The sequence below is a fragment of the Actinomycetospora cinnamomea genome, assembly GCF_003096675.1.
Lineage (GTDB): Bacteria > Actinomycetota > Actinomycetes > Mycobacteriales > Pseudonocardiaceae > Actinomycetospora > Actinomycetospora cinnamomea.
The window spans coordinates 264,407-281,903 of sequence record NZ_QEKW01000001.1 but is presented as its reverse complement, the minus strand read 5'-3'; the positions used below and the strand labels follow the sequence as shown (position 1 = coordinate 281,903).

General features: G+C 74.3%; 18 protein-coding genes. 10 read left to right on the top strand and 8 right to left on the bottom strand.

Annotated features, from left to right (window positions below):
- Nucleotides 1–81: 81 nt before the first annotated feature.
- Nucleotides 82–675 carry a GNAT family N-acetyltransferase gene (locus C8D89_RS01390; RefSeq protein ID WP_116706271.1) on the bottom strand — a complete coding sequence of 198 codons (594 nt, stop codon included), beginning with the start codon at nucleotides 673–675 and terminating at the stop codon, nucleotides 82–84.
- A gap of 114 nt (nucleotides 676–789) precedes the next feature.
- On the opposite strand from C8D89_RS01390, the gene C8D89_RS01385 reads away from it, so the two are divergent.
- Nucleotides 790–1,281 (top strand): beta-class carbonic anhydrase, encoded by a 492-nt coding sequence (locus tag C8D89_RS01385; RefSeq protein WP_116706270.1) that lies wholly within the window; start codon nucleotides 790–792, stop codon nucleotides 1,279–1,281.
- Nucleotides 1,278–2,054 (top strand): methylenetetrahydrofolate reductase, encoded by a 777-nt coding sequence (locus C8D89_RS01380; RefSeq protein WP_116706269.1) that lies wholly within the window; start codon nucleotides 1,278–1,280, stop codon nucleotides 2,052–2,054. Before C8D89_RS01385 ends, C8D89_RS01380 begins: the two co-directional genes overlap by 4 nt.
- Nucleotides 2,055–2,086: 32 nt before the next feature.
- Here the strand turns inward: C8D89_RS01380 and C8D89_RS01375 are convergent, their stop codons facing one another.
- From C8D89_RS01375 to C8D89_RS01365, 3 genes are all read right to left on the bottom strand, one after another.
- Nucleotides 2,087–3,370 carry a wax ester/triacylglycerol synthase domain-containing protein gene (locus C8D89_RS01375; RefSeq protein WP_116706268.1) on the bottom strand — a complete coding sequence of 428 codons (1,284 nt, stop codon included), beginning with the start codon at nucleotides 3,368–3,370 and terminating at the stop codon, nucleotides 2,087–2,089.
- Entirely contained in the window at nucleotides 3,367–4,659 is a 1,293-nt protein-coding gene (locus tag C8D89_RS01370; RefSeq protein ID WP_243417692.1) for an acetyl-CoA hydrolase/transferase family protein, read from the bottom strand. The genes C8D89_RS01375 and C8D89_RS01370 overlap by 4 nt, the downstream gene beginning before the upstream one ends.
- Before the next feature lie 62 nt (nucleotides 4,660–4,721).
- A complete protein-coding gene (locus tag C8D89_RS01365) occupies nucleotides 4,722–5,012 on the bottom strand; it encodes a hypothetical protein (protein WP_116706267.1) in 291 nt (96 codons plus the stop codon).
- A gap of 111 nt (nucleotides 5,013–5,123) precedes the next feature.
- Between C8D89_RS01365 and C8D89_RS01360 the strand changes: the two genes are divergently transcribed.
- Nucleotides 5,124–6,389: a winged helix-turn-helix domain-containing protein gene (locus C8D89_RS01360; protein ID WP_116706842.1), complete on the top strand. Its 1,266-nt coding sequence runs from the start codon at nucleotides 5,124–5,126 to the stop codon at nucleotides 6,387–6,389.
- Here the strand turns inward: C8D89_RS01360 and C8D89_RS01355 are convergent.
- Nucleotides 6,359–7,321, bottom strand: coding sequence for a LysR family transcriptional regulator (locus C8D89_RS01355; protein ID WP_116706841.1), 963 nt, complete (start codon nucleotides 7,319–7,321; stop codon nucleotides 6,359–6,361). The two genes, C8D89_RS01360 and C8D89_RS01355, sit on opposite strands and share 31 nt — an antisense overlap.
- 76 nt (nucleotides 7,322–7,397) lie before the next feature.
- Here C8D89_RS01355 and C8D89_RS01350 point away from each other — a divergent pair, with 76 nt between their 5' ends.
- From C8D89_RS01350 to C8D89_RS01340, 3 genes are read left to right on the top strand one after another with little or no spacing between them, the layout of a single operon-like run.
- Nucleotides 7,398–8,093, top strand: a complete 696-nt coding sequence (locus tag C8D89_RS01350; protein ID WP_243417690.1) for a succinate dehydrogenase cytochrome b subunit — start codon at nucleotides 7,398–7,400, stop codon at nucleotides 8,091–8,093.
- Nucleotides 8,094–8,125: 32 nt separating this feature from the next.
- On the top strand, nucleotides 8,126–10,072 hold the full coding sequence (locus tag C8D89_RS01345; protein ID WP_116706840.1) for a fumarate reductase/succinate dehydrogenase flavoprotein subunit: 1,947 nt from the start codon (nucleotides 8,126–8,128) through the stop codon (nucleotides 10,070–10,072).
- Nucleotides 10,073–10,083: 11 nt separating this feature from the next.
- Entirely contained in the window at nucleotides 10,084–10,839 is a 756-nt protein-coding gene (locus tag C8D89_RS01340; protein WP_116706265.1) for a succinate dehydrogenase/fumarate reductase iron-sulfur subunit, read from the top strand.
- Between the two features lie 180 nt (nucleotides 10,840–11,019).
- On the opposite strand, the gene C8D89_RS01335 is transcribed toward C8D89_RS01340, so the two are convergent.
- Together C8D89_RS01335 and C8D89_RS30025 are read right to left on the bottom strand one after the other, a co-directional pair.
- Complete coding sequence (locus C8D89_RS01335; RefSeq protein ID WP_116706264.1) at nucleotides 11,020–11,967, bottom strand: DUF4097 family beta strand repeat-containing protein; 948 nt, start codon at nucleotides 11,965–11,967, stop codon at nucleotides 11,020–11,022.
- The gene (locus C8D89_RS30025; RefSeq protein WP_423716613.1) at nucleotides 11,964–12,866 is read right to left on the bottom strand and encodes a toxin-antitoxin system HicB family antitoxin; all 903 of its coding nucleotides are present in this window, start codon (nucleotides 12,864–12,866) and stop codon (nucleotides 11,964–11,966) included. Before C8D89_RS30025 ends, C8D89_RS01335 begins: the two co-directional genes overlap by 4 nt.
- A 108-nt stretch (nucleotides 12,867–12,974) precedes the next feature.
- Here C8D89_RS30025 and thyX point away from each other — a divergent pair, with 108 nt between their 5' ends.
- The 3 genes from thyX (at nucleotide 12,975) to C8D89_RS01315 (ending at nucleotide 16,313) form a co-directional block, all read left to right on the top strand.
- Nucleotides 12,975–13,727: an FAD-dependent thymidylate synthase gene (gene thyX / locus C8D89_RS01325; protein ID WP_116706263.1), complete on the top strand. Its 753-nt coding sequence runs from the start codon at nucleotides 12,975–12,977 to the stop codon at nucleotides 13,725–13,727.
- A gap of 29 nt (nucleotides 13,728–13,756) precedes the next feature.
- On the top strand, nucleotides 13,757–14,389 hold the full coding sequence (locus tag C8D89_RS01320; protein ID WP_116706262.1) for a TIGR03085 family metal-binding protein: 633 nt from the start codon (nucleotides 13,757–13,759) through the stop codon (nucleotides 14,387–14,389).
- 97 nt (nucleotides 14,390–14,486) lie between these two features.
- A complete protein-coding gene (locus tag C8D89_RS01315) occupies nucleotides 14,487–16,313 on the top strand; it encodes a ribonuclease J (RefSeq protein ID WP_243417688.1) in 1,827 nt (608 codons plus the stop codon).
- Nucleotides 16,314–16,391: 78 nt separating this feature from the next.
- On the opposite strand, the gene C8D89_RS01310 is transcribed toward C8D89_RS01315, so the two are convergent.
- Nucleotides 16,392–16,778: an NUDIX hydrolase gene (locus tag C8D89_RS01310; RefSeq protein ID WP_116706261.1), complete on the bottom strand. Its 387-nt coding sequence runs from the start codon at nucleotides 16,776–16,778 to the stop codon at nucleotides 16,392–16,394.
- Between the two features lie 110 nt (nucleotides 16,779–16,888).
- On the opposite strand from C8D89_RS01310, the gene C8D89_RS01305 reads away from it, so the two are divergent.
- Nucleotides 16,889–17,485, top strand: coding sequence for a hypothetical protein (locus C8D89_RS01305; protein ID WP_116706260.1), 597 nt, complete (start codon nucleotides 16,889–16,891; stop codon nucleotides 17,483–17,485).
- The last annotated feature ends 12 nt before the right edge of the window (nucleotides 17,486–17,497 follow it).

Here is a 17,497-nt window from a genome sequence, read left to right as displayed (position 1 = left end):
TCCTGGCGTTCAACGCCAGGAACGCCACATCCTCGCGACACGACACGCCGGGCTCACGCTCGTCCCCGCCTCGAGCACGGTTCAGGGCAGCAGCGGCAGGTCCAGGTCGCCGGGCGACGGCTCGGGGCGGAACTCCATGTCCAGCGCCCCGGCCACCCGGATCTCGCGCAGCGGCCGCCCGCCGGCGTCGAGCGTGCGCACGGTGCCGTCGGGGTCCCACCCGGCGCGTTCCCAGAAGCGGCGTGACGCGGTGTCGCGCTCGGGCACCCACGCCACACCCCGGACCGCCCCCGCCGCCCGCAGCGCCGCCGCCGTCTCGACCACGAGCCGCCCGCCGTGGCCCCGTCGCCCCCACCGCGGCTCCACGAGCAGCGCGGCGATCGTCGCCACCACCCCGACGTCCTCGGGCACCGCGCCCGCGGCGTCGGCGAGGTCCTCCGGCGAGGCGGGCGCGGCGGCGCAGAAGCCGACCAGCGCGTCCCCCTCGGTGGCCACCCACACCGCGCCCGCCGCGATCGGTCCCGCCCAGCCCCGGGCGACGGCGTCCTCGTCGAACCCCTCCACCGCGCCGGGCGGCAGCAGGTCCGCGTAGGCCGACGTCCACACCGCGCGCTGCACGCGTGCCACCGCCGCCGCGTCGTCGGAGGTGGCGGGGCGGACCGAGGCGAGCGCCATGCCCGCACCCTAGGCACCCGCGGTGGGCGCGATCACCACACGGTGCACCGCGGGGGCCGGCCCGCCAGGATGGCAGCCCGGGCGACCGCCCAGCCGCGACACGACGGAGGGGACATGACCGCGACCGACGACATGCTGGCGGCCAACCAGATCTACGCGCAGGGCTTCGACAAGCCGGGCCTGCCCGGCCCGCCGTCGCGCGGGGTCGCCGTCGTGGCCTGCATGGACGCGCGCCTCGACGTGTACCGCGTGCTGGGCCTGGGCGACGGCGAGGCCCACGTCATCCGCAACGCCGGCGGCGTCGTCACCGACGACGTCCTGCGTTCGCTCACCGTCAGCCAGCGCAAGCTGCAGACCCGCGAGGTCGTCCTCGTCCACCACACGAAGTGCGGCATGGCGACCTTCACCGACGACGAGTTCGTCGCGGAGCTCGAGTCCGACACGGGGCAGCGTCCGGCCTGGACGCCGGGCACGTTCACCGACACCGAGCAGGACGTCCGCGACTCGCTGGCCGCGGTGCGCGAGAGTCCGTTCCTGCTGCACACCGACGCCGTGCGGGGATTCGTCTACGACGTCGACAGCGGCACGCTCACCGAGGTCTCGTGACGCTCGACGTCCCCTTCGACATCACGGCCGAGCTCGACGTCCCGCACCGCCCGGACCTCGCGCCGATCGGTCGCCAGCTGGACGCGCTCGCGCCGGTGGCCGCCCGCTTCCTCGTGCCGGACAACGCCACCGCGCGTGCGGCGGTCGCCGGCCTGGTCGTCGCCGCGGAGGTCCGCGGCCGCGGCCACGAGGTGGTGGCGGTGCTCAACGCGCGCGACCGCAACACCCTCGGCCTGCACCGCGACCTGCTCGGGTTGCTCGCCCTCGGGGTGCACGAGGTGCTGCTGTTGCGCGGCGACCGTCCCGAGGACGAGGCGGAGGACGGCCCGCTGACCGTCGGCGCGATGCTCCGCGAGGCCCGCGCGCTGGCCGAGGAGCACGGCACCGCGCTGCGGGTCGGGGTCGTCGCCGCCCCGGGCCGCGACCTCCCACGGTGGAAGCGCGACGCCGACGTCGTCTGGCTCGCGCCGACGTTCTCAGTGCCCGCCGTGGAGGAGTGGCGTGCCCGGCACCCCGACCTCGGCGTGCCCGTCCGTGCCGGCGTGCTCGTGCCGACGGGACCGCGGATGGCCCGCCGCGTCGCCGAGGGGATGGACCTCGAGCTGCCCGCGGGGCTCACCGACGCGCTCGCCGAGGACGGCACCGCCGGCGTCGACGCGGCGTGCGAGCACGCGCTGGCCCTGCGCGACGCCGGCGTCGACGGGGTCCACGTCGTGGCCGTCAGCCGCTACCGCGAGGTCGCGCAGCGTCTCGCGGGTGCCGTCGGCACGTGAGCAGAAAGAGGTGCCCCAGTACGTCGTTCTGCTCACGTACGCGCAGCGCACACCAGCAGCTCGGCCTCCGTGCGCAGGCCGTCGGCGAGCACGTCGACGCCGGGGACGAGGCCCGGGTCGACGCACAGCCCGAACGACAGCACGTCCGCGGTCGACCCGGCCGTGACCCGCAGGGCGTGGTGGAACCCGATCTCGGCGAGCGGCCACATCGTGCGCACCCGGCGCTCGAGCACGGCCACGGGCGTCCGCGGACCCGGCACGTTCGAGACGCTGACGGCGAACGCCCGAGCGGTCGCGCGGAGCCGGTCGACGACGTGCCGCAGCGGCGGGGAGACGTCGGCGAGGTGGTGGAGCAGCGTGTCCAGCCGGGCCGCGTCGCCGGCGTCCTTGCGGCGGCTCGTGAGCTCGTGCACGGCGCGCAGGCGCTCGAGCGGGTCGGCCAGGTGCAGGGGCAGCGGCAGGTCGAACGCGGAGTCGCGGTTGCCCGCCGACGGGTCGTCGCGGGGCAGGCTCACCGGGACCCTCACCCGCAGGTCGGTGACCCGGCCGGCGTGGTGGTCGACCCAGCGGCGCAGGGACCCGGCGAGCACCGCGAGGACCGCGTCGTTGACCGTCGCGCCGACCGACCGCGCCGCGGCGTGCAGGTCGGGCAGGTCGGTGTCGACGAACGCGACGTCGCGCCGCAGGGACAGCTCGCCGTCGAACGGGGAGCGGGCGGGCCCGACCGTGAACTCCCGGCGGAGCACGCCCATGAGGTGCTCGCGGCGGCGCTGGTGGTCGGCGTGGACGGTGGCCGGCGGGGAGACGGCGGGACCGGTCGCGGGACGGCCGGTGCCGTCGGCGGGGCCCTCGTCGTAGAGCACGGTGCGCGCCAGCCGCGTGTTGGTGGCGCCGTCGGCGAGCGCGTGGTGCACCCGCCAGAGCAGCGCGGTGCCGCCGCCGACCAGGGGCGCCACGTCGATGGCCCACAGCGGCCGCGCTCGGTCGAGGTGCCGGACGAACCGGTCGGCGACGAGGGCCCGCAGGCCGCGGTCGTCGTAGGGCCCGTCGGGCGCGTCGGTGACGTGACGGGCGAGGTCGAGCGCGGCGTCCGCGATCCACACGGGCTCGTCCGCGGTGCCGGCCAGGCGGTACCGCAGCTCGGGCGCGGCGGACAGGCGCGCCGCGATCCGCTCACGCAGCGCGGCGGCCGTCAGCGGGGGTCCGTGGAGCAGGACGGTGTGCAGGACGTGCCCGACGACGGTGGCGCACTCGAGGTCGAGGATGGCGCGGTCCTCGTCGGAGAGTGGCACGCAGTCCGGGTCGATCGGGCTCACAGGTACCCCAGGGTGCGGGCCTGCGCGGTGAGCTCGTCGCGGAAGTGCGGGTGCGCGATCGCGATGAGGCGGCGGGTGCGCTCCGCGATCGTCGCGCCGCGCAGCTCGGCGACGCCGTACTCGGTGACGACGTTGTCGACGATGTTCTTGAAGGTCGTCACCGCGGCGCCGGGCTGCAGCTGTGGGACGATCCGGGAGACCGTGTCGTCGTGGGTGGCCGAGTGCAGGACGATGAACGCCGCCCCGTGCTCGGACATCACCGCGCCGCGGGCGAAGTCGGGCTGGCCGCCGGACGAGGACAGGTACTGGCTGCCCAGCGACTCCGAGGCGCACTGGCCGAGGAAGTCCACCTCGAGGGTCGCGTTGACGGCGCGCAGCATCGGCTCGCGCGCGATCACCCACGGGTCGTTCGTGTAGTCCACCGGGTGGAACTCGACGCCGGGGTTGTCGCCCACGAACGCGAAGAGGGCCTCGTCGCCGTGCGCGGCGGTCGTGACGATCTTGCCGCGGTGCGTCGCCTTCCGGGTGCCCGTGAGCACCCCCTGCTCGACAAGATCGGCGAAGCCGCTGACCAGCAGCTCGGTGTGCGCCCCCAGCTCCCGGTGGTCACGCAGGTTGGCCAGCACCATGTCGGGCACCGCGCCGATCCCCACCTGCAGGGTGGCCCCGTGCGGGATGCGCTCGGCGACCAGGGCCGCGATGGCTCGGTCGCGCTCGGTGACCTCCGCCCGGGGCAGGGGAACGAGCGGGCGGTCCGCCGGGCACCACCCGACGATGTCGCCGACGTGGAGCTGGTTGGCGCCGAAGGTCCGCGGCATCCGCCCGTTGACCTCGACGAAGAACGGCAGCTCGCCGATGAACGCCGCCGAGTAGTCGGCGTTGGTCCCGAGGGAGAAGTAGCCGTGCTCGTCCGGGGGCGCCACCGAGACGACGGCCAGGTCGGGCCGGACGGAGCGCCGCAACAGCCGGGGCACGTCGCTGAACGTGTTGGGCACCAGGTCGCAGTGCCCGGCGTGGAACGCGTCGCGGGTGAACGGGGACAGGAACCACGACACGTGCCGGACGCCCGGCACCCCGCCGTCGATCGACGGCCGGGGCCGCGGGGCGAGCATCTGGTGCAGCTCGACGTCGGAGGACCGGTCGCCGGCGGCCTCGATGGTGTCGATCAGGGTCGCCGGCTCCCCGTTCGCCGCCCCGACGACGATCCTGCTGTCCGGCCCGATGTGCTCAAGGACGGCCTCGGGTGGACGCCGCGCGGCGGCGATCATGTCGGGGATCGTGGAGGCCACGGGGAGATCCTGGGCCACCGGCAGGCCCCTGACCAGCACGATCGCTGTCCGGGGCCGCGTCCCTACGGCAGGTGAGCGCCCATCTCGATGGCGGGCCGTGGCAGCGGCAGCGCCGGAGGCTCGTCGTCGGCGAGCCGTGTCGCGCGGGCCGGGTGCTCGACCAGCGCCAGCACCCGCGACGACATGAACCGCGCGGTGCGCACCGGCGTTCCGCCGCGCGTCACCTCGCTGACCTCCACCACGCCCCGGCCGTGCGCGATCTCCACGCGTCGCCCGGCCCGGGTGGCCTCGACCTCCCATGTCCGCGTCGTGCCCCCGGCGTCCACGACGATCTCCACACGGTCGCCGACCATGGCCCCTCCTCAGCCTCTTTTCCCTGGTCAACGCCGGTGTGACCTGGTTGATTCCGGGGTTCGTCCCCGGCGTTGTCGGACCCCTGCGGCAGGATGGCGACCGTGGAGACGATGTCCGCTGCGCAGGCGCGCCGGGCCGCCGTGGCCGCCCAGGGTCTGGCCGGCCCCGCCCGCCGGGCCCGGCCCTCGCGGGGCACGCTGCAGGCGACGGCCGACCGCCTCGGGCTGCTCCAGCTCGACTCGGTGAACGTCGCGGTCCGGGCGCACTACACGCCGCTGTGGTCCCGTCTCGGTCCGTACGACCGCGGCGCGCTCGACGCGCTGGCCTGGCCGCGCACGGCCGCGCAGCGCCGGCGCCGTGCCCTGGTGGAGTACTGGGCGCACGAGGCGAGCCTGCTGCCCGTGGAGGACTGGCCGCTGTTCCGCTGGCGCATGCGCGACAACGAGGCGCGGCACAGTCGCTGGCTCGGCAACGCGCTCGACCACCGGCCCGACGTCCTCGACGCCGTGCGCGACGCCGTGGCCGCCCACGGGCCGCTCGAGGCGGCGCAGGTCGAGCAGGTGCTCGGCGACGCGGGCGACCGGCGGGCCCGTGCCCACGGCGGCTGGTGGCGGCGGTCGGACGTCAAGGTGGCGTGCGAGCACCTCTTCGCCACCGGCGAGCTCACCACCGGCACGCGCCGCGGCTTCCGACGCGCCTACGAGCTGCCCGAACGCGTCCTGCCGCCCGAGGTGTACGCCCGGGTGCCCGCGCGGGACGAGGCGATGCGGGCGCTGGTCGCCAAGGCCGCCGCGGTGATGGGTGTGGCCACCGAGGCCGACCTGCGCGACTACTACCGGCTGCCCGCGACGGAGTGCCAGGCCGCGGTGGCCGAGCTGGTCGACGCGGGGGAGCTGGAGCCGGTGGCCGTCGAGGGCTGGTCCTCGCCGGCCTACCTGGCGCCCGACGCGCGGCTGCCGCGACGCGTCACGGGGCGCGCGCTGCTGGCGCCGTTCGACCCGCTGATCTGGTTCCGGCCGCGCACGCTGCGGTTGTTCGACTTCCACTACCGCATCGGCATCTACACGCCCGCCGCGAAGCGCACGCACGGCTACTACGTCTTCCCGTTCCTGCTCGACGGGCGGCTCGTGGCCCGGGTCGACCTCAAGGCCGACCGCGCGGCGGGGGTGCTGCGGGTCCCCGGGGCGTTCGCCGAGGACGGGGCGGGCGAGGCCCGTGTCGCCGCCGAGCTGGCCGCCGAGCTCGTGACGATGGCGCACTGGCTCGACCTCGAGGACGTCGTCGTCGACGGCGGGGGCGACCTCGCCCCGGCGCTGGACCGCGCGGTCGGCTCGCGCGCCGGCGTTCAGGCCGTCAGCGTCGGCGGGTGGACGTAGCGCACGCCCGGGGGCAGGTGTCCCGTGCGCGAGGTCCGGGCCAGCACGCTCAGCAGGTCCTCGCGGAAGGCCTGGGCCGCGCGGGTGGGTGCGACGTCGGTGCGGTGGGCCAGCGAGATCGTCCGGTGGCTCCAGCCCCTGTCGGCGTGCTCCCCTGATTCGTCGAGCCGGGTCGCCCGCAGGGTCGGGTGCCCGGCCAGCACGAGGCTGGGCACGATCGCCACGCCGAGGCCACGCTCGACCATCCGCAGCACCGCGTCCATCTCGCCCCCCTCGACGGCGATCCGCGGGGTCACGCCGGCTGCGGCGCAGGCCGCGAGCGTCACCTCGCGCAGCTCGTAGCCCTCGCGGTTGACCACCAGCGGGTGCGCGGCCAGCTCCACGATGCCGATGTGCTCGCCGAGGTCCGGCCGGCCCCGCGCCGCGACCACCACCAGCTCCTCGCGCAGCACCGGCGTGAGGGCGAGGTCGCGCACGGTCTCGCCGCGGTCGATGACGAGCGCGAGGTCGAGCTGGCCACGCTGCAGGTCGGCGACGAGGTCCTGCGAGCCGCCCTCGGCGATCTGCAGGGCGATGCCGGGGTAGCGGCCGTGGAACACCTCGAGCACGTCGGCCACGACGCTGACGCAGAGGCTCGGCGTCGCCCCGAGGCGCAGGCGTCCCCGGCGCAGGCCGGCGAGCTCGGCGATCTCCATCCGCGCCGTCTCGGAGTCCGCGACGATCCGCCGGGCGAGGGGGAGCAGGGCCTCCCCCGCTGCCGTCGGTGTGACGTTGTCGTGACCGCGCGTGAGCAACGTCTCGCCCAGGTCCTCCTCGAGCGTGCGGATCTGTTTGCTCAGCGTGGGCTGCGCGACCCGGCACAGGGCCGCTGCCTGCGTGAACCGGCCGGTGTCCACCACAGCGAGGAAGTAGCTGAGCTGTTTGATGGTCATCGCCATAGCTCGAAGCTATGCCATCCCCGTCTTGCATGCATTAGCGCTTGGCGAGTCCCCGGCTTACCGTTTTCACGTGGTCATCACCCCGCAGCGCAACATCGTCTCGAGGACGTGGGGCACGTCGGTCGGGAAGAAGTCGGTCATCGCCGTGACCGGGGCGATCTTCCTGATCTACGTCATCGCCCACATGCTCGGGAACCTGAAGGTCTTCTTCGGGATCCAGGCGTTCGACGCGTACGCGCAGCACCTGCGCGAGATCGGCGAGGCGATCGTCGGCTACGAGGGTGTCCTCTGGATCCTCCGCGTCGTGCTGCTCACCAGCCTGGTGCTGCACATGTGGGCGGCCTTCTCGCTCTGGTACAAGGCGAAGAAGGCCCGTCCGGTGGGCTACCAGCACCGGCAGCGGTGGGAGGGCAGCTACGCCGCGCGGACGATGCGCTGGGGCGGAGTGATCATCTTCCTCTTCATCGTCTGGCACATCCTCGACCTGACCACGGGGACCGTGAACCCGCTGCCGGGCGAGTCCAGCGCCTACATGAAGCTCGTGGCGAGCTTCGACCGCTGGTACGTCTCGCTCTTCTACATCCTCGCGGTGGTGGCCCTGGGCTTCCACATCCGGCACGGCCTCTGGTCGGCCATCCAGACCTTCGGTGCGAACAGCGCGCTGAAGCAGAACGCGCTCAAGACTCTTGCCTTCGTCGTGGCGGCGGTGATCACGATCGGCTTCGCGATCGTCCCGCTCGCCGTGATGACCGGGTTGGTGAGGTGACCGTGTCCGAATTGCAGCAGGAGCCGACGGCCATGCAGGGCGAGGGCCGCTACGTCCTCGGCGACCCGATCGCCGACACGCGGGCGCCCGACAGCCCCATCGGCGACCGGTGGAGCGACCGCAAGTTCTCCGCGCGGCTGGTCAACCCCGCCAACCGCCGCAAGATGAGCGTCATCGTCGTCGGCACGGGGCTCGCCGGCGGTGCCGCGGCGGCCACGCTGGGCGAGGCCGGCTACCACGTGAAGTCGTTCTGCTACCAGGACAGCCCGCGGCGCGCGCACTCGATCGCCGCCCAGGGCGGCATCAACGCCGCGAAGAACTACCGCTACGACGGCGACTCGGTGTACCGGCTGTTCTACGACACGGTGAAGGGCGGCGACTTCCGCTCCCGCGAGTCGAACGTGCACCGCCTGGCCGAGGTCAGCCTCAACATCATCGACCAGTGCGTCGCGCAGGGCGTGCCGTTCGCCCGCGAGTACTCGGGCCTGCTCGACACGCGCTCGTTCGGCGGCACGCAGGTCTCGCGCACGTTCTACGCGCGCGGCCAGACGGGCCAGCAGCTGCTGCTGGGCGCCTACCAGGCACTCGAGCGGCAGGTCCACGCCGGCACCGTCGAGGTCCACCCGCGCACGGAGATGCTCGACCTGATCGTCGTGGACGGCAAGGCGCGCGGCATCGTCACCCGCAACCTGTTCACCGGCCGGCTCGACGTGCACCTGGCCGACGCGGTGATCCTCTGCTCGGGCGGCTACGGCAACGTCTACTACCTCTCGACGAACGCCAAGGGCTCGAACGTCACCGCCGCGTGGCGGGCGCACAAGCGCGGGGCGCTGTTCGCGAACCCCTGCTACACGCAGATCCACCCGACCTGCATCCCGGTCAGCGGCGAGTACCAGTCGAAGCTGACCCTGATGTCGGAGTCGCTGCGCAACGACGGCCGCGTGTGGGTGCCGAAGGAGCGCGGGGACGACCGCAACCCGAACGACATCGGAGAGGACGAGCGCGACTACTACCTGGAGCGCCAGTACCCGGCGTTCGGCAACCTGGTGCCGCGCGACATCGCCTCCCGCGCCGCGAAGAACATGTGCGACGCCGGGCACGGCGTCGGCCCGGGCGGGCTCGGGGTGTACCTGGACTTCAAGGACGCCATCGAGCGTCTCGGCCGGTCGGCGGTCGAGGCCAAGTACGGCAACCTGTTCGAGATGTACGAGCGCATCACCGGGGACGACCCGTACGAGCGCCCCATGCGCATCTACCCGGCCATCCACTACACGATGGGCGGGCTGTGGGTCGACTACGACCTGCGCTCGACGATCCCGGGCCTGTTCGTGGGCGGCGAGGCCAACTTCTCCGACCACGGCGCGAACCGCCTCGGCGCGTCCGCGCTGATGCAGGGCCTCTCCGACGGCTACTTCGTCCTGCCGACGACGGTGGCCGACTACCTGGCCGACGCACCGTTCGACGAGGTACCCGAGGACCACCCGGCCGTGCAGGAGGCCGTCGACGCGGCGCGCTCGCGGATCGACAAGCTGCTCTCGGCCAACGGCAACCGCACCGTCGACTCGTTCCACCGCGAGCTGGGCCAGCTCGTCTGGGACCAGTGCGGCATGGCCCGCAGCAAGGAGGGCCTGGAGAAGGCCCTCGACCGCATCCCGTCGCTGCGTGCCGAGTTCTGGCGCGACGTCAAGATCGTCGGCACGGGCGACGGGTTCAACCAGTCGCTGGAGAAGGCCAACCGGGTCGCCGACTTCATGGAGCTCGCCGAGCTCATGTGCATCGACGCGCTGCACCGCGAGGAGTCGTGCGGCGGGCACTTCCGCGTGGAGTCGCAGACCGAGGACGGCGAGGCCCAGCGCGACGACGAGAACTTCTCGTACGTCGCGGCCTGGGAGTACGCCGGCGACAACCAGCCTCCGGTGCTGCACAAGGAGGACCTCGAGTTCTCCTACGTGCACCCGACCCAGCGCAGCTACAAGTAGCGGAGTACGACGTGAAGCTCACCCTGCGCATCTGGCGGCAGGCCTCGCCCGAGGCCAAGGGCAAGATGCAGTCCTACACCCTCGACGACGTCGAGCCGGACATGTCGTTCCTCGAGATGCTCGACGTCCTCAACGAGAAGCTGGTCCTCGACGGCAAGGACCCGGTGTCGTTCGACCACGACTGCCGCGAGGGCATCTGCGGCTCGTGCGGCATGGTCATCAACGGCAACGCGCACGGGCCGCAGCAGTACACGACGACGTGCCAGCTGCACATGCGGCACTTCAACGACGGCGACACGATCGACATCGAGCCGTGGCGGGCCAGGGCGTTCCCCGTCGTGAAGGACCTCGTCGTCGACCGCAGCGCCTTCGACGAGATCATCAAGTCGGGCGGCTACATCTCGGTCAACACCGGGTCCGCGCCCGAGGCGCACGCGATCCCCGTCGACAAGGTCTCCGCCGACGACGCGTTCGACGCGGCCACCTGCATCGGTTGCGGCGCCTGCGTCGCGGCCTGCCCGAACGGCAGCTCGATGCTGTTCACCGCGGCCAAGGTGACCCACCTGGGTCTGCTCCCGCAGGGCCAGCCGGAGCGTCAGACGCGCGCGATCAACATGCTCGCCAAGCAGGACGAGCTGGACTTCGGCGGCTGCACCAACGTCGGCGCCTGCCACGAGGTCTGCCCGAAGGGCATCCCGCTGGCGTCGATCGCGCAGCTCAACCACGACGTCCTCGGCGCCACCCTGGCGGGGGCGCGCTCGGACTGAGGGCCCGCGCAGCCCCGATCGTTGGGAGCGAGGGACGCCCTGGCTGCGTGGGACGCAGCGGGGGCGTCCCTCGCTGCTTCGGGGGTTGCGTGGCGCCGAGCAGCGAGGGCGTCCCCGAGTGCGTGCGACGCAGCGGGGGCGTCCCTCGCTGGTCCGCGCGGGGCTCCTCCAGGCACCCGCTCAGGGCGTGAGCGCCGGGCGCGGGCGGGCGGGGGCGACGGTGACGTCGCCGGCCCCGGTGCGCGCGCGCAGGCGCAGGGGCCGGGTCTCGGGCTGCTCGCCCGCCGGTCGCTCGCGGTGCACCGGCAGCTCGCTGTGCACGCGGCCCACCGCCGCCCGCAGCTCGACCCGGGCGTCGACGCCCGCGTGGACGCCGACCCACACCGTGCCCACGCCGGTGCCGATCTCGACGTCGCCGGCCACGGCGTCGGCGACCTCCACGTCCCCGGCAGCTGCCCGGACCGCGACGTCGGCGTGGACCTCGCCGATCCGGATGCGCCCGGCACCCGTGGTGATCTCGGCGGGCGCGAGCACGCGGTCCAGACGCACGCCACCGGCGCCGCCGCGCAGCGTCAGCGGCCCCGCGAGGCGTGCGACGTGCACCTCGCCTGCACCGCAGCGCAGATCCGCGCGGCCGGTGACCTCATCGAGGGTGACCTCGCCGGTCCCGCGCACCGCGACCTCGCCCGCCGAACCGTCGACGACGACCCTGGCGGCACCGGCGCGCACCTGCACCTCGCTGCCCTCGGGGGCGCGCACGGTGACGGCGAGCGGGACGCCGCGCAGCGCGAGGTCGCGCGGGCCACGGACGGTCAGCCGGCGGGTGTCGGCGTCCCAGTCGAGGGTCGTGGCCGCCACCGCGGCGGCCGCCCGCTCCTCGGGCTCGGCGGGCGCGCCCCGGTCGTCGCCGAGGCCGAGCAGGCCCGCGAGACCCGTGAGCCCGGCGAGTCCCTGCAGGCCCTGGAGCCATCCGAGCGGGGCGTCGGGGTCGGCATCGACCCGTGCCCGCACGGTCTCGGTGTCCGGCGTCGTGGCGAGGCGCACGCGCACGGTGCCCGCGTCGAGCGCGAGGTCGAGGGTCGCCGGGCCCGCGCCCGACCCGGCGACCTCCCGTGCCGGGGCGGTCATCCCCGCACCCAGCCGTCGACGCCGCCGCCCTCGTCGCCGCGGTCCCCGCGGTCCCCGCGGTCCCCGCGGTCCCCACCGTCGGCCGGCCGGTCCGCGGCCTGGTCGGTGCCCGACGTGCCCGTGTCGGCGGCGTCGCCCCGCTCGGGCGTGTCGGCTCCCGACGGCCGGTCCTCAGCCGGCCCGTCGGGGCGACCGGTCTCCCCGCCGGAGCCCCCACCGGCACCCCAGCTCTGGTCGCCGCGCGGCCAGCCGCCCTCCCAGCGGCCCCAGCCACCACGGCGGCCGTGCTGGTTCAGGGCGCCCTGCACGGCCTGGGCGATCCAGGAGTTGAGCGACATGCCCTGGGCCGCGGCGGCGCGCTCGGCCTGCCCCTTGATCTGGTCGACGAGCCGCAGCGTCATCCGCGAGATGTCGCCGACGTCGGGGCCCCCCCGGCCACCGAAGCCCTGACCACCGAAGCCCTGACCACCGAAGCCCTGACCACCGAAGCCACCGCCGAACCCGGGACCCTCACCGCCGGGGTAACCCGGGCCGGGCGGCGGCGGGGGAGTCGGACGGTGCGGGCCGCCAGGGCCGCCGGAGCCGCCCGAGGGGCTGCCCGCGAACGGGGAGGACGCCGGGCCGGCGAAGAACCCGTTGCTCGCCTCCTCGGACGCGGTGTCGCGGTCGACGACGACCTTCACCTCGCGCCCCGAGAGGCGCAGGGAGACCGTGCGGTCACCGAGGGCGTCGGAGACCTCGCCGGCCAGGTCGGACAGGGCGTTCATGAGCGCGAGCCGGACGGCCGGCTCGAGCGCGGCGGCGAGCGAGGTGCCCGCCCGGCTGGTGGCCTCGTCGCCGACCGCGGCGGCCGCGGCGAGGTCGTCGCGCAGTGCGGCGACGTATGGTGTCAGGTCCATGACACCACTGTGACACCAGAAGGACGCCGACGCCACCACGATGGTGTCGTTCTCGCTGCGGGCGAACGGCAGCGCAGCGGCCGCACCCGGTTGTCGTACCGTGAGGCCGTGCCGGAGACCGTGACGCCGCAGGTGACGCTGATCGCGAAGACCGAGTTCCGCGCGCCGCCGGGGGTGCCGTGGGAGACCGACGCGGACGGGGGCCAGGCGCTCGCCGAGTTCGCCGGCCGGGCCTGCTACCAGTCGTGGAGCAAGCCCAACCCCGCGACGGCCACGAACGCGGGCTACCTGCGGCACATCCTCGAGGTCGGGCACCTCTCGGTGCTCGAGCACGGGACGGTCAGCTTCTACCTCACCGGCATGTCGCGCAGCCTCACCCACGAGCTCATCCGGCACCGGCACTTCTCGTACTCCCAGCTCTCCCAGCGCTACGTGCCCGAGCGCGACGCCGCCATGGTCGAGCCGGCGGTGATCGCCGAGGACCCCGAGCTGCACCAGCTCTTCGCCGAGGCGAGCGAGGCCGCGCTGGCGTCCTACGAGAAGCTGCTCGCGGGCCTCGAGGAGCGCTTCGCCGACGAGCCCAACCGCACCCTGCGCCGCAAGCAGGCCCGCCAGGCCGCCCGCGCCGTGCTGCCCAACGCCACCGAGACCCGCATCGTCGTCACGGGCAACTACCGGGCCTGGCGGCACTTCATCGCCATGCGCGCGAGCGAGCACGCCGATGTCGAGATCCGCGACCTCGCCATCGCGTGCCTGCGGGTGCTGCAGGACGAGGTGCCCAACGTGTTCGCCGACTTCGAGATCCGCCGGCTGCCCGGCGGCTCCGAGGTCGCCAGCAGCCCCTTCGTCGCCGAGGGCTGATCCCGGCGACGTCCGGGTAGGGAGAGTCCATGAGCGCCGCACAGATCGCCGACGCCGAGCGTCGCGATCTCGCCGACCTGTTCCTGCGCCTGGGCCCCGACGAGCCCACGCTGTGCGGGGACTGGTCGACGCGCGACCTGCTCGCCCACCTGATCACCCGCGAGCGCCGGCTCGACGCCGCGCCCGGCATCCTCATCCCGCCGCTGGCCGGCTGGACGCAGCGCGTGCAGGACCAGGTGGCGCAGGGCGAGTTCGGCGAGCTGGTCGCGACGTTGCGCTCCGGCCCCCCGTTCTGGAGCCCGATGGCGCTGCCGCCGCTGCGCGCGGTGGACGTCCAGGAGTACTTCATCCACCACGAGGACGTGCGCCGCGCGCAGCCCGGCTGGTCGCCGCGTCCCGCGGACGAGGCGCGCGACCGCGTGCTCTGGCGGATGGCCGGCCTGCTCGGCCGCCTGACCTACCGGTCGAGCCCGGTGGCGGTGACGCTGCGGCGCCCGGACGGCACGGAGCAGTCCGTGCGCTCCGGCCCGCGCACGGTCATCCTCACCGGGGAGCCGGGCGAGCTGCTGCTGCACGCGGCGGGCCGCGACGAGTGCGTCGTGCACCCCGAGGGCGAGCCCGCCGACGTGGCCGCGGTGATGGCGCTCGACCGCGGTCTGTAGACCCGCACCACGGGCCGACGCGGCACCGCCCGGCCCGCCCGCACCAGGAGGAACCGATCACCGCCCGCATGTCGCGCCCCGTCCCGGGGACCGCTCGATGAGCCGCTCGACCGCCCGCCGTCCCGAACCGCCCCGCTCCGGCCCGTCCGGGAGCCCGTCCGCGGGCCCGTCCGGCAGCCCGTCCGGCAGCACGTCCGGCAGCCCCCACGACCACGACTGCGCCCGCGGCTCCGGCGTCCCGACCTCGTCGGTCCCCGGGTCCGAGGGCACGCCCCCACCTCTGGCCGACGGCGCGCTGCGCGTCGTCGCCCTCGGAGGAATCGGCGAGATCGGCCGCAACATGACCGTCCTCGAGTACGGCGGCCGCCTGCTGATCGTCGACTGCGGGGTGCTGTTCCCGTCCGAGGACTCGCCCGGCGTCGACCTGATCCTCCCCGACTTCCGCGCGGTCGAGGACCGTCTCGACGACGTCGACGCGCTGATCCTCACCCACGGGCACGAGGACCACATCGGAGCGGTGCCGTTCCTGCTTCGCCAGCGTCCCGACCTGCTCGTGGTCGGCTCGCGGTTCACGCTCGCGCTCGTCGCGGCCAAGTGCCGCGAGCACCAGCTCACCCCGCACCTGCTCGAGGTGCGCGAGGGCGAGCGCAACCACCACGGCTCGTTCGACTGCGAGTTCTTCGCGGTCAATCACTCGATCCCCGACGCGCTGGCCGTCGCCGTCCGCACGCCGGGCGGGACCGTGCTGCACACCGGCGACATCAAGCTCGACCAGCTGCCCCTCGACGGGCGGCTCACCGACCTGGCCGGCTTCTCCCGCCTCGGCGACGAGGGGGTCGACCTGCTCCTCTGCGACTCCACCAACGCCGAGGTGCCCGGCTTCGTGACCCCGGAGCGCGACATCGCCCCGGTGATCGACCAGGTGTTCCGGGACGCGCCGACCCGGCTGATCGTCGCGTGCTTCGCCAGCCACGTGCACCGGGTCCAGCAGGTGCTCGACGCGGCCGCCCAGCACGGGCGGAAGGTCTGCTTCACCGGCCGCTCGATGGTCCGCAACATGGGCATCGCGACCGACCTCGGCCTGCTGCGCGTGCCCGAGGGCCTGCTCGTCGACCTCGACGAGGCGCTGTCGATGCCCGAGCGCGACGTCGTGCTCGTGTCGACGGGCTCGCAGGGCGAGCCGCTGTCGGCGCTCGGGCGCATGGCGCGCGGCGACCACCGCCAGATCACGATCACCCCCGGCGACACGGTGGTGCTGCTGTCCAGCCTCATCCCGGGCAACGAGACCGCTGTGTTCGCCGTGATCAACGGTCTGACCCGGCTGGGCGCCGAGGTCGTGCACTCCGGGGTGGCGCGCGTCCACGTCTCCGGGCACGCGTCGGCCGGCGAGCTGCTCTTCCTCTACAACGCGCTGCGTCCGCGCAACGTGATGCCGGTGCACGGCGAGTGGCGCCACCTGCGGGCGAACGCCGAGATCGCGCGGCGCACCGGGGTGGAGAACGTCGTCATCGCCGAGGACGGCGTCGTCGTCGACCTCGTCGAGGGACGCGCCGCGATCACCGGGCGGGTCGAGGTCGGCCACGTCTACGTCGACGGCAACCAGGTCGGCGACGTCGGCGAGTCGACGCTCTCGGACCGCCTCGTGCTCGGCGAGGGCGGCTTCATCTCCATCACCGTGGCCGTGGAGGCCGCCACCGGGCGGGCCGTGGCGCCGCCGCGCATCTCGGGACGGGGCTTCTCGGACGACCCCAAGGCGCTCGAGGACGTCGTGTCGCTCGTGGAGATGGAGCTCTCGCGCACCGAGGCCGAGGGCATCACCGACACCCACCGCATCGCCCAGGCGGTGCGGCGCGTCGTCGGACGCTGGGTGGGCGAGACCTACCGCCGGCGGCCGATGATCGTGCCGACGGTGCTGCCCGTCTGAGCCCTGCTTCTCGCAGCGAACGCGCCGTTCGTGCGCATAGAGGCCGCGAACAGCGCGTTCGCTGCTCCTGACGGGCCCTCAGCGGAGCCGGATCGTCTGGGACAGGTGGTGCCGCACCGGCGCCCACAGGCCGGGGAGCACGAGGTCGACCTGGTCGAGCGTGTACCAGCCCGCGCGCACGCTCGGCGGGATGGCCTCGGGGTCGACGTCGCGACGCGGCGTCGCGGCGACGTAGATCGTCGCGATGCCGTCGTCCAGCAGCCGGCCGAGCTGGCGGCCGGCCCGGATCTCGATCCCGGTCTCCTCGCGGCACCCGCGCTCGGCGGTGGCGCCCGGCGACTCGCGGGCCTGCGGGCGCCCGCCCGGCAGCACCGCCGGCGGCACCTCGCCGGGCCGGTGGACGAGCAGGACCCGCCCGGGCGGTGCCGTCACCACGGCCAGCACGAGCTGCGCATCGCGACTCACGCGTTCCTCCTACCACGACGAGGGTCGAGCACTGCTCCGCTGCGTCTCCGGGCCCGCGGATCGAGCTCCGCCGCGCTGCGTCCCCGGCCGGCGCGCCTAGGCTCCGTCGGGTGGCCGCCCCCGCCCCCACCGCCCGGCGGATCGCCGTGCGCGTGACCACCGCGACGTCGCCGACCCTGCTGCTCGCGGTGCTGTACCCGGTGGTGGGCGCGCTCGCGGTCGGGCCGGTGGGGGTGGCGTGGTCGCTGGTCGGGATGCTGTTCGCGGTGGCGATCCCCGCGTTCATCGTCGACCACGGGGTGCGCCGCGGCCGCTACACCGACCACCACCTGCGCGAGCGGGAGCAGCGCGCGGTACCCCTCGGGCTCGCGGCACTGTCGGTCGCCACCGGTGTCGTCGTGCTCGCGGTGATCGGCGCGCCGCCGGAGATCACCGCGTTGCAGGTGGCGGTGCTGGTCACCGTGGCGGTCGCGACGGCGATCACGCTGGCCTGGAAGATCAGCTTCCACACCGCCGTCGTCGCGGCCGCGGCGGCCGTCCTCACGGTGCTCGGCGGCTCCTGGTGGGCGTTGTCCTGGCTGGCCGTGCCCCTCGTCGGCTGGGCGCGGCTCGTGCTGCGGGCACACACGGCCGCGCAGGTGGTCGCCGGCCTCGTCGTCGGCGCGGGGGTGAGCACCGCGGTCCTCCTGCTGGCCGGTGTCCGCTGACACCGCTGACTG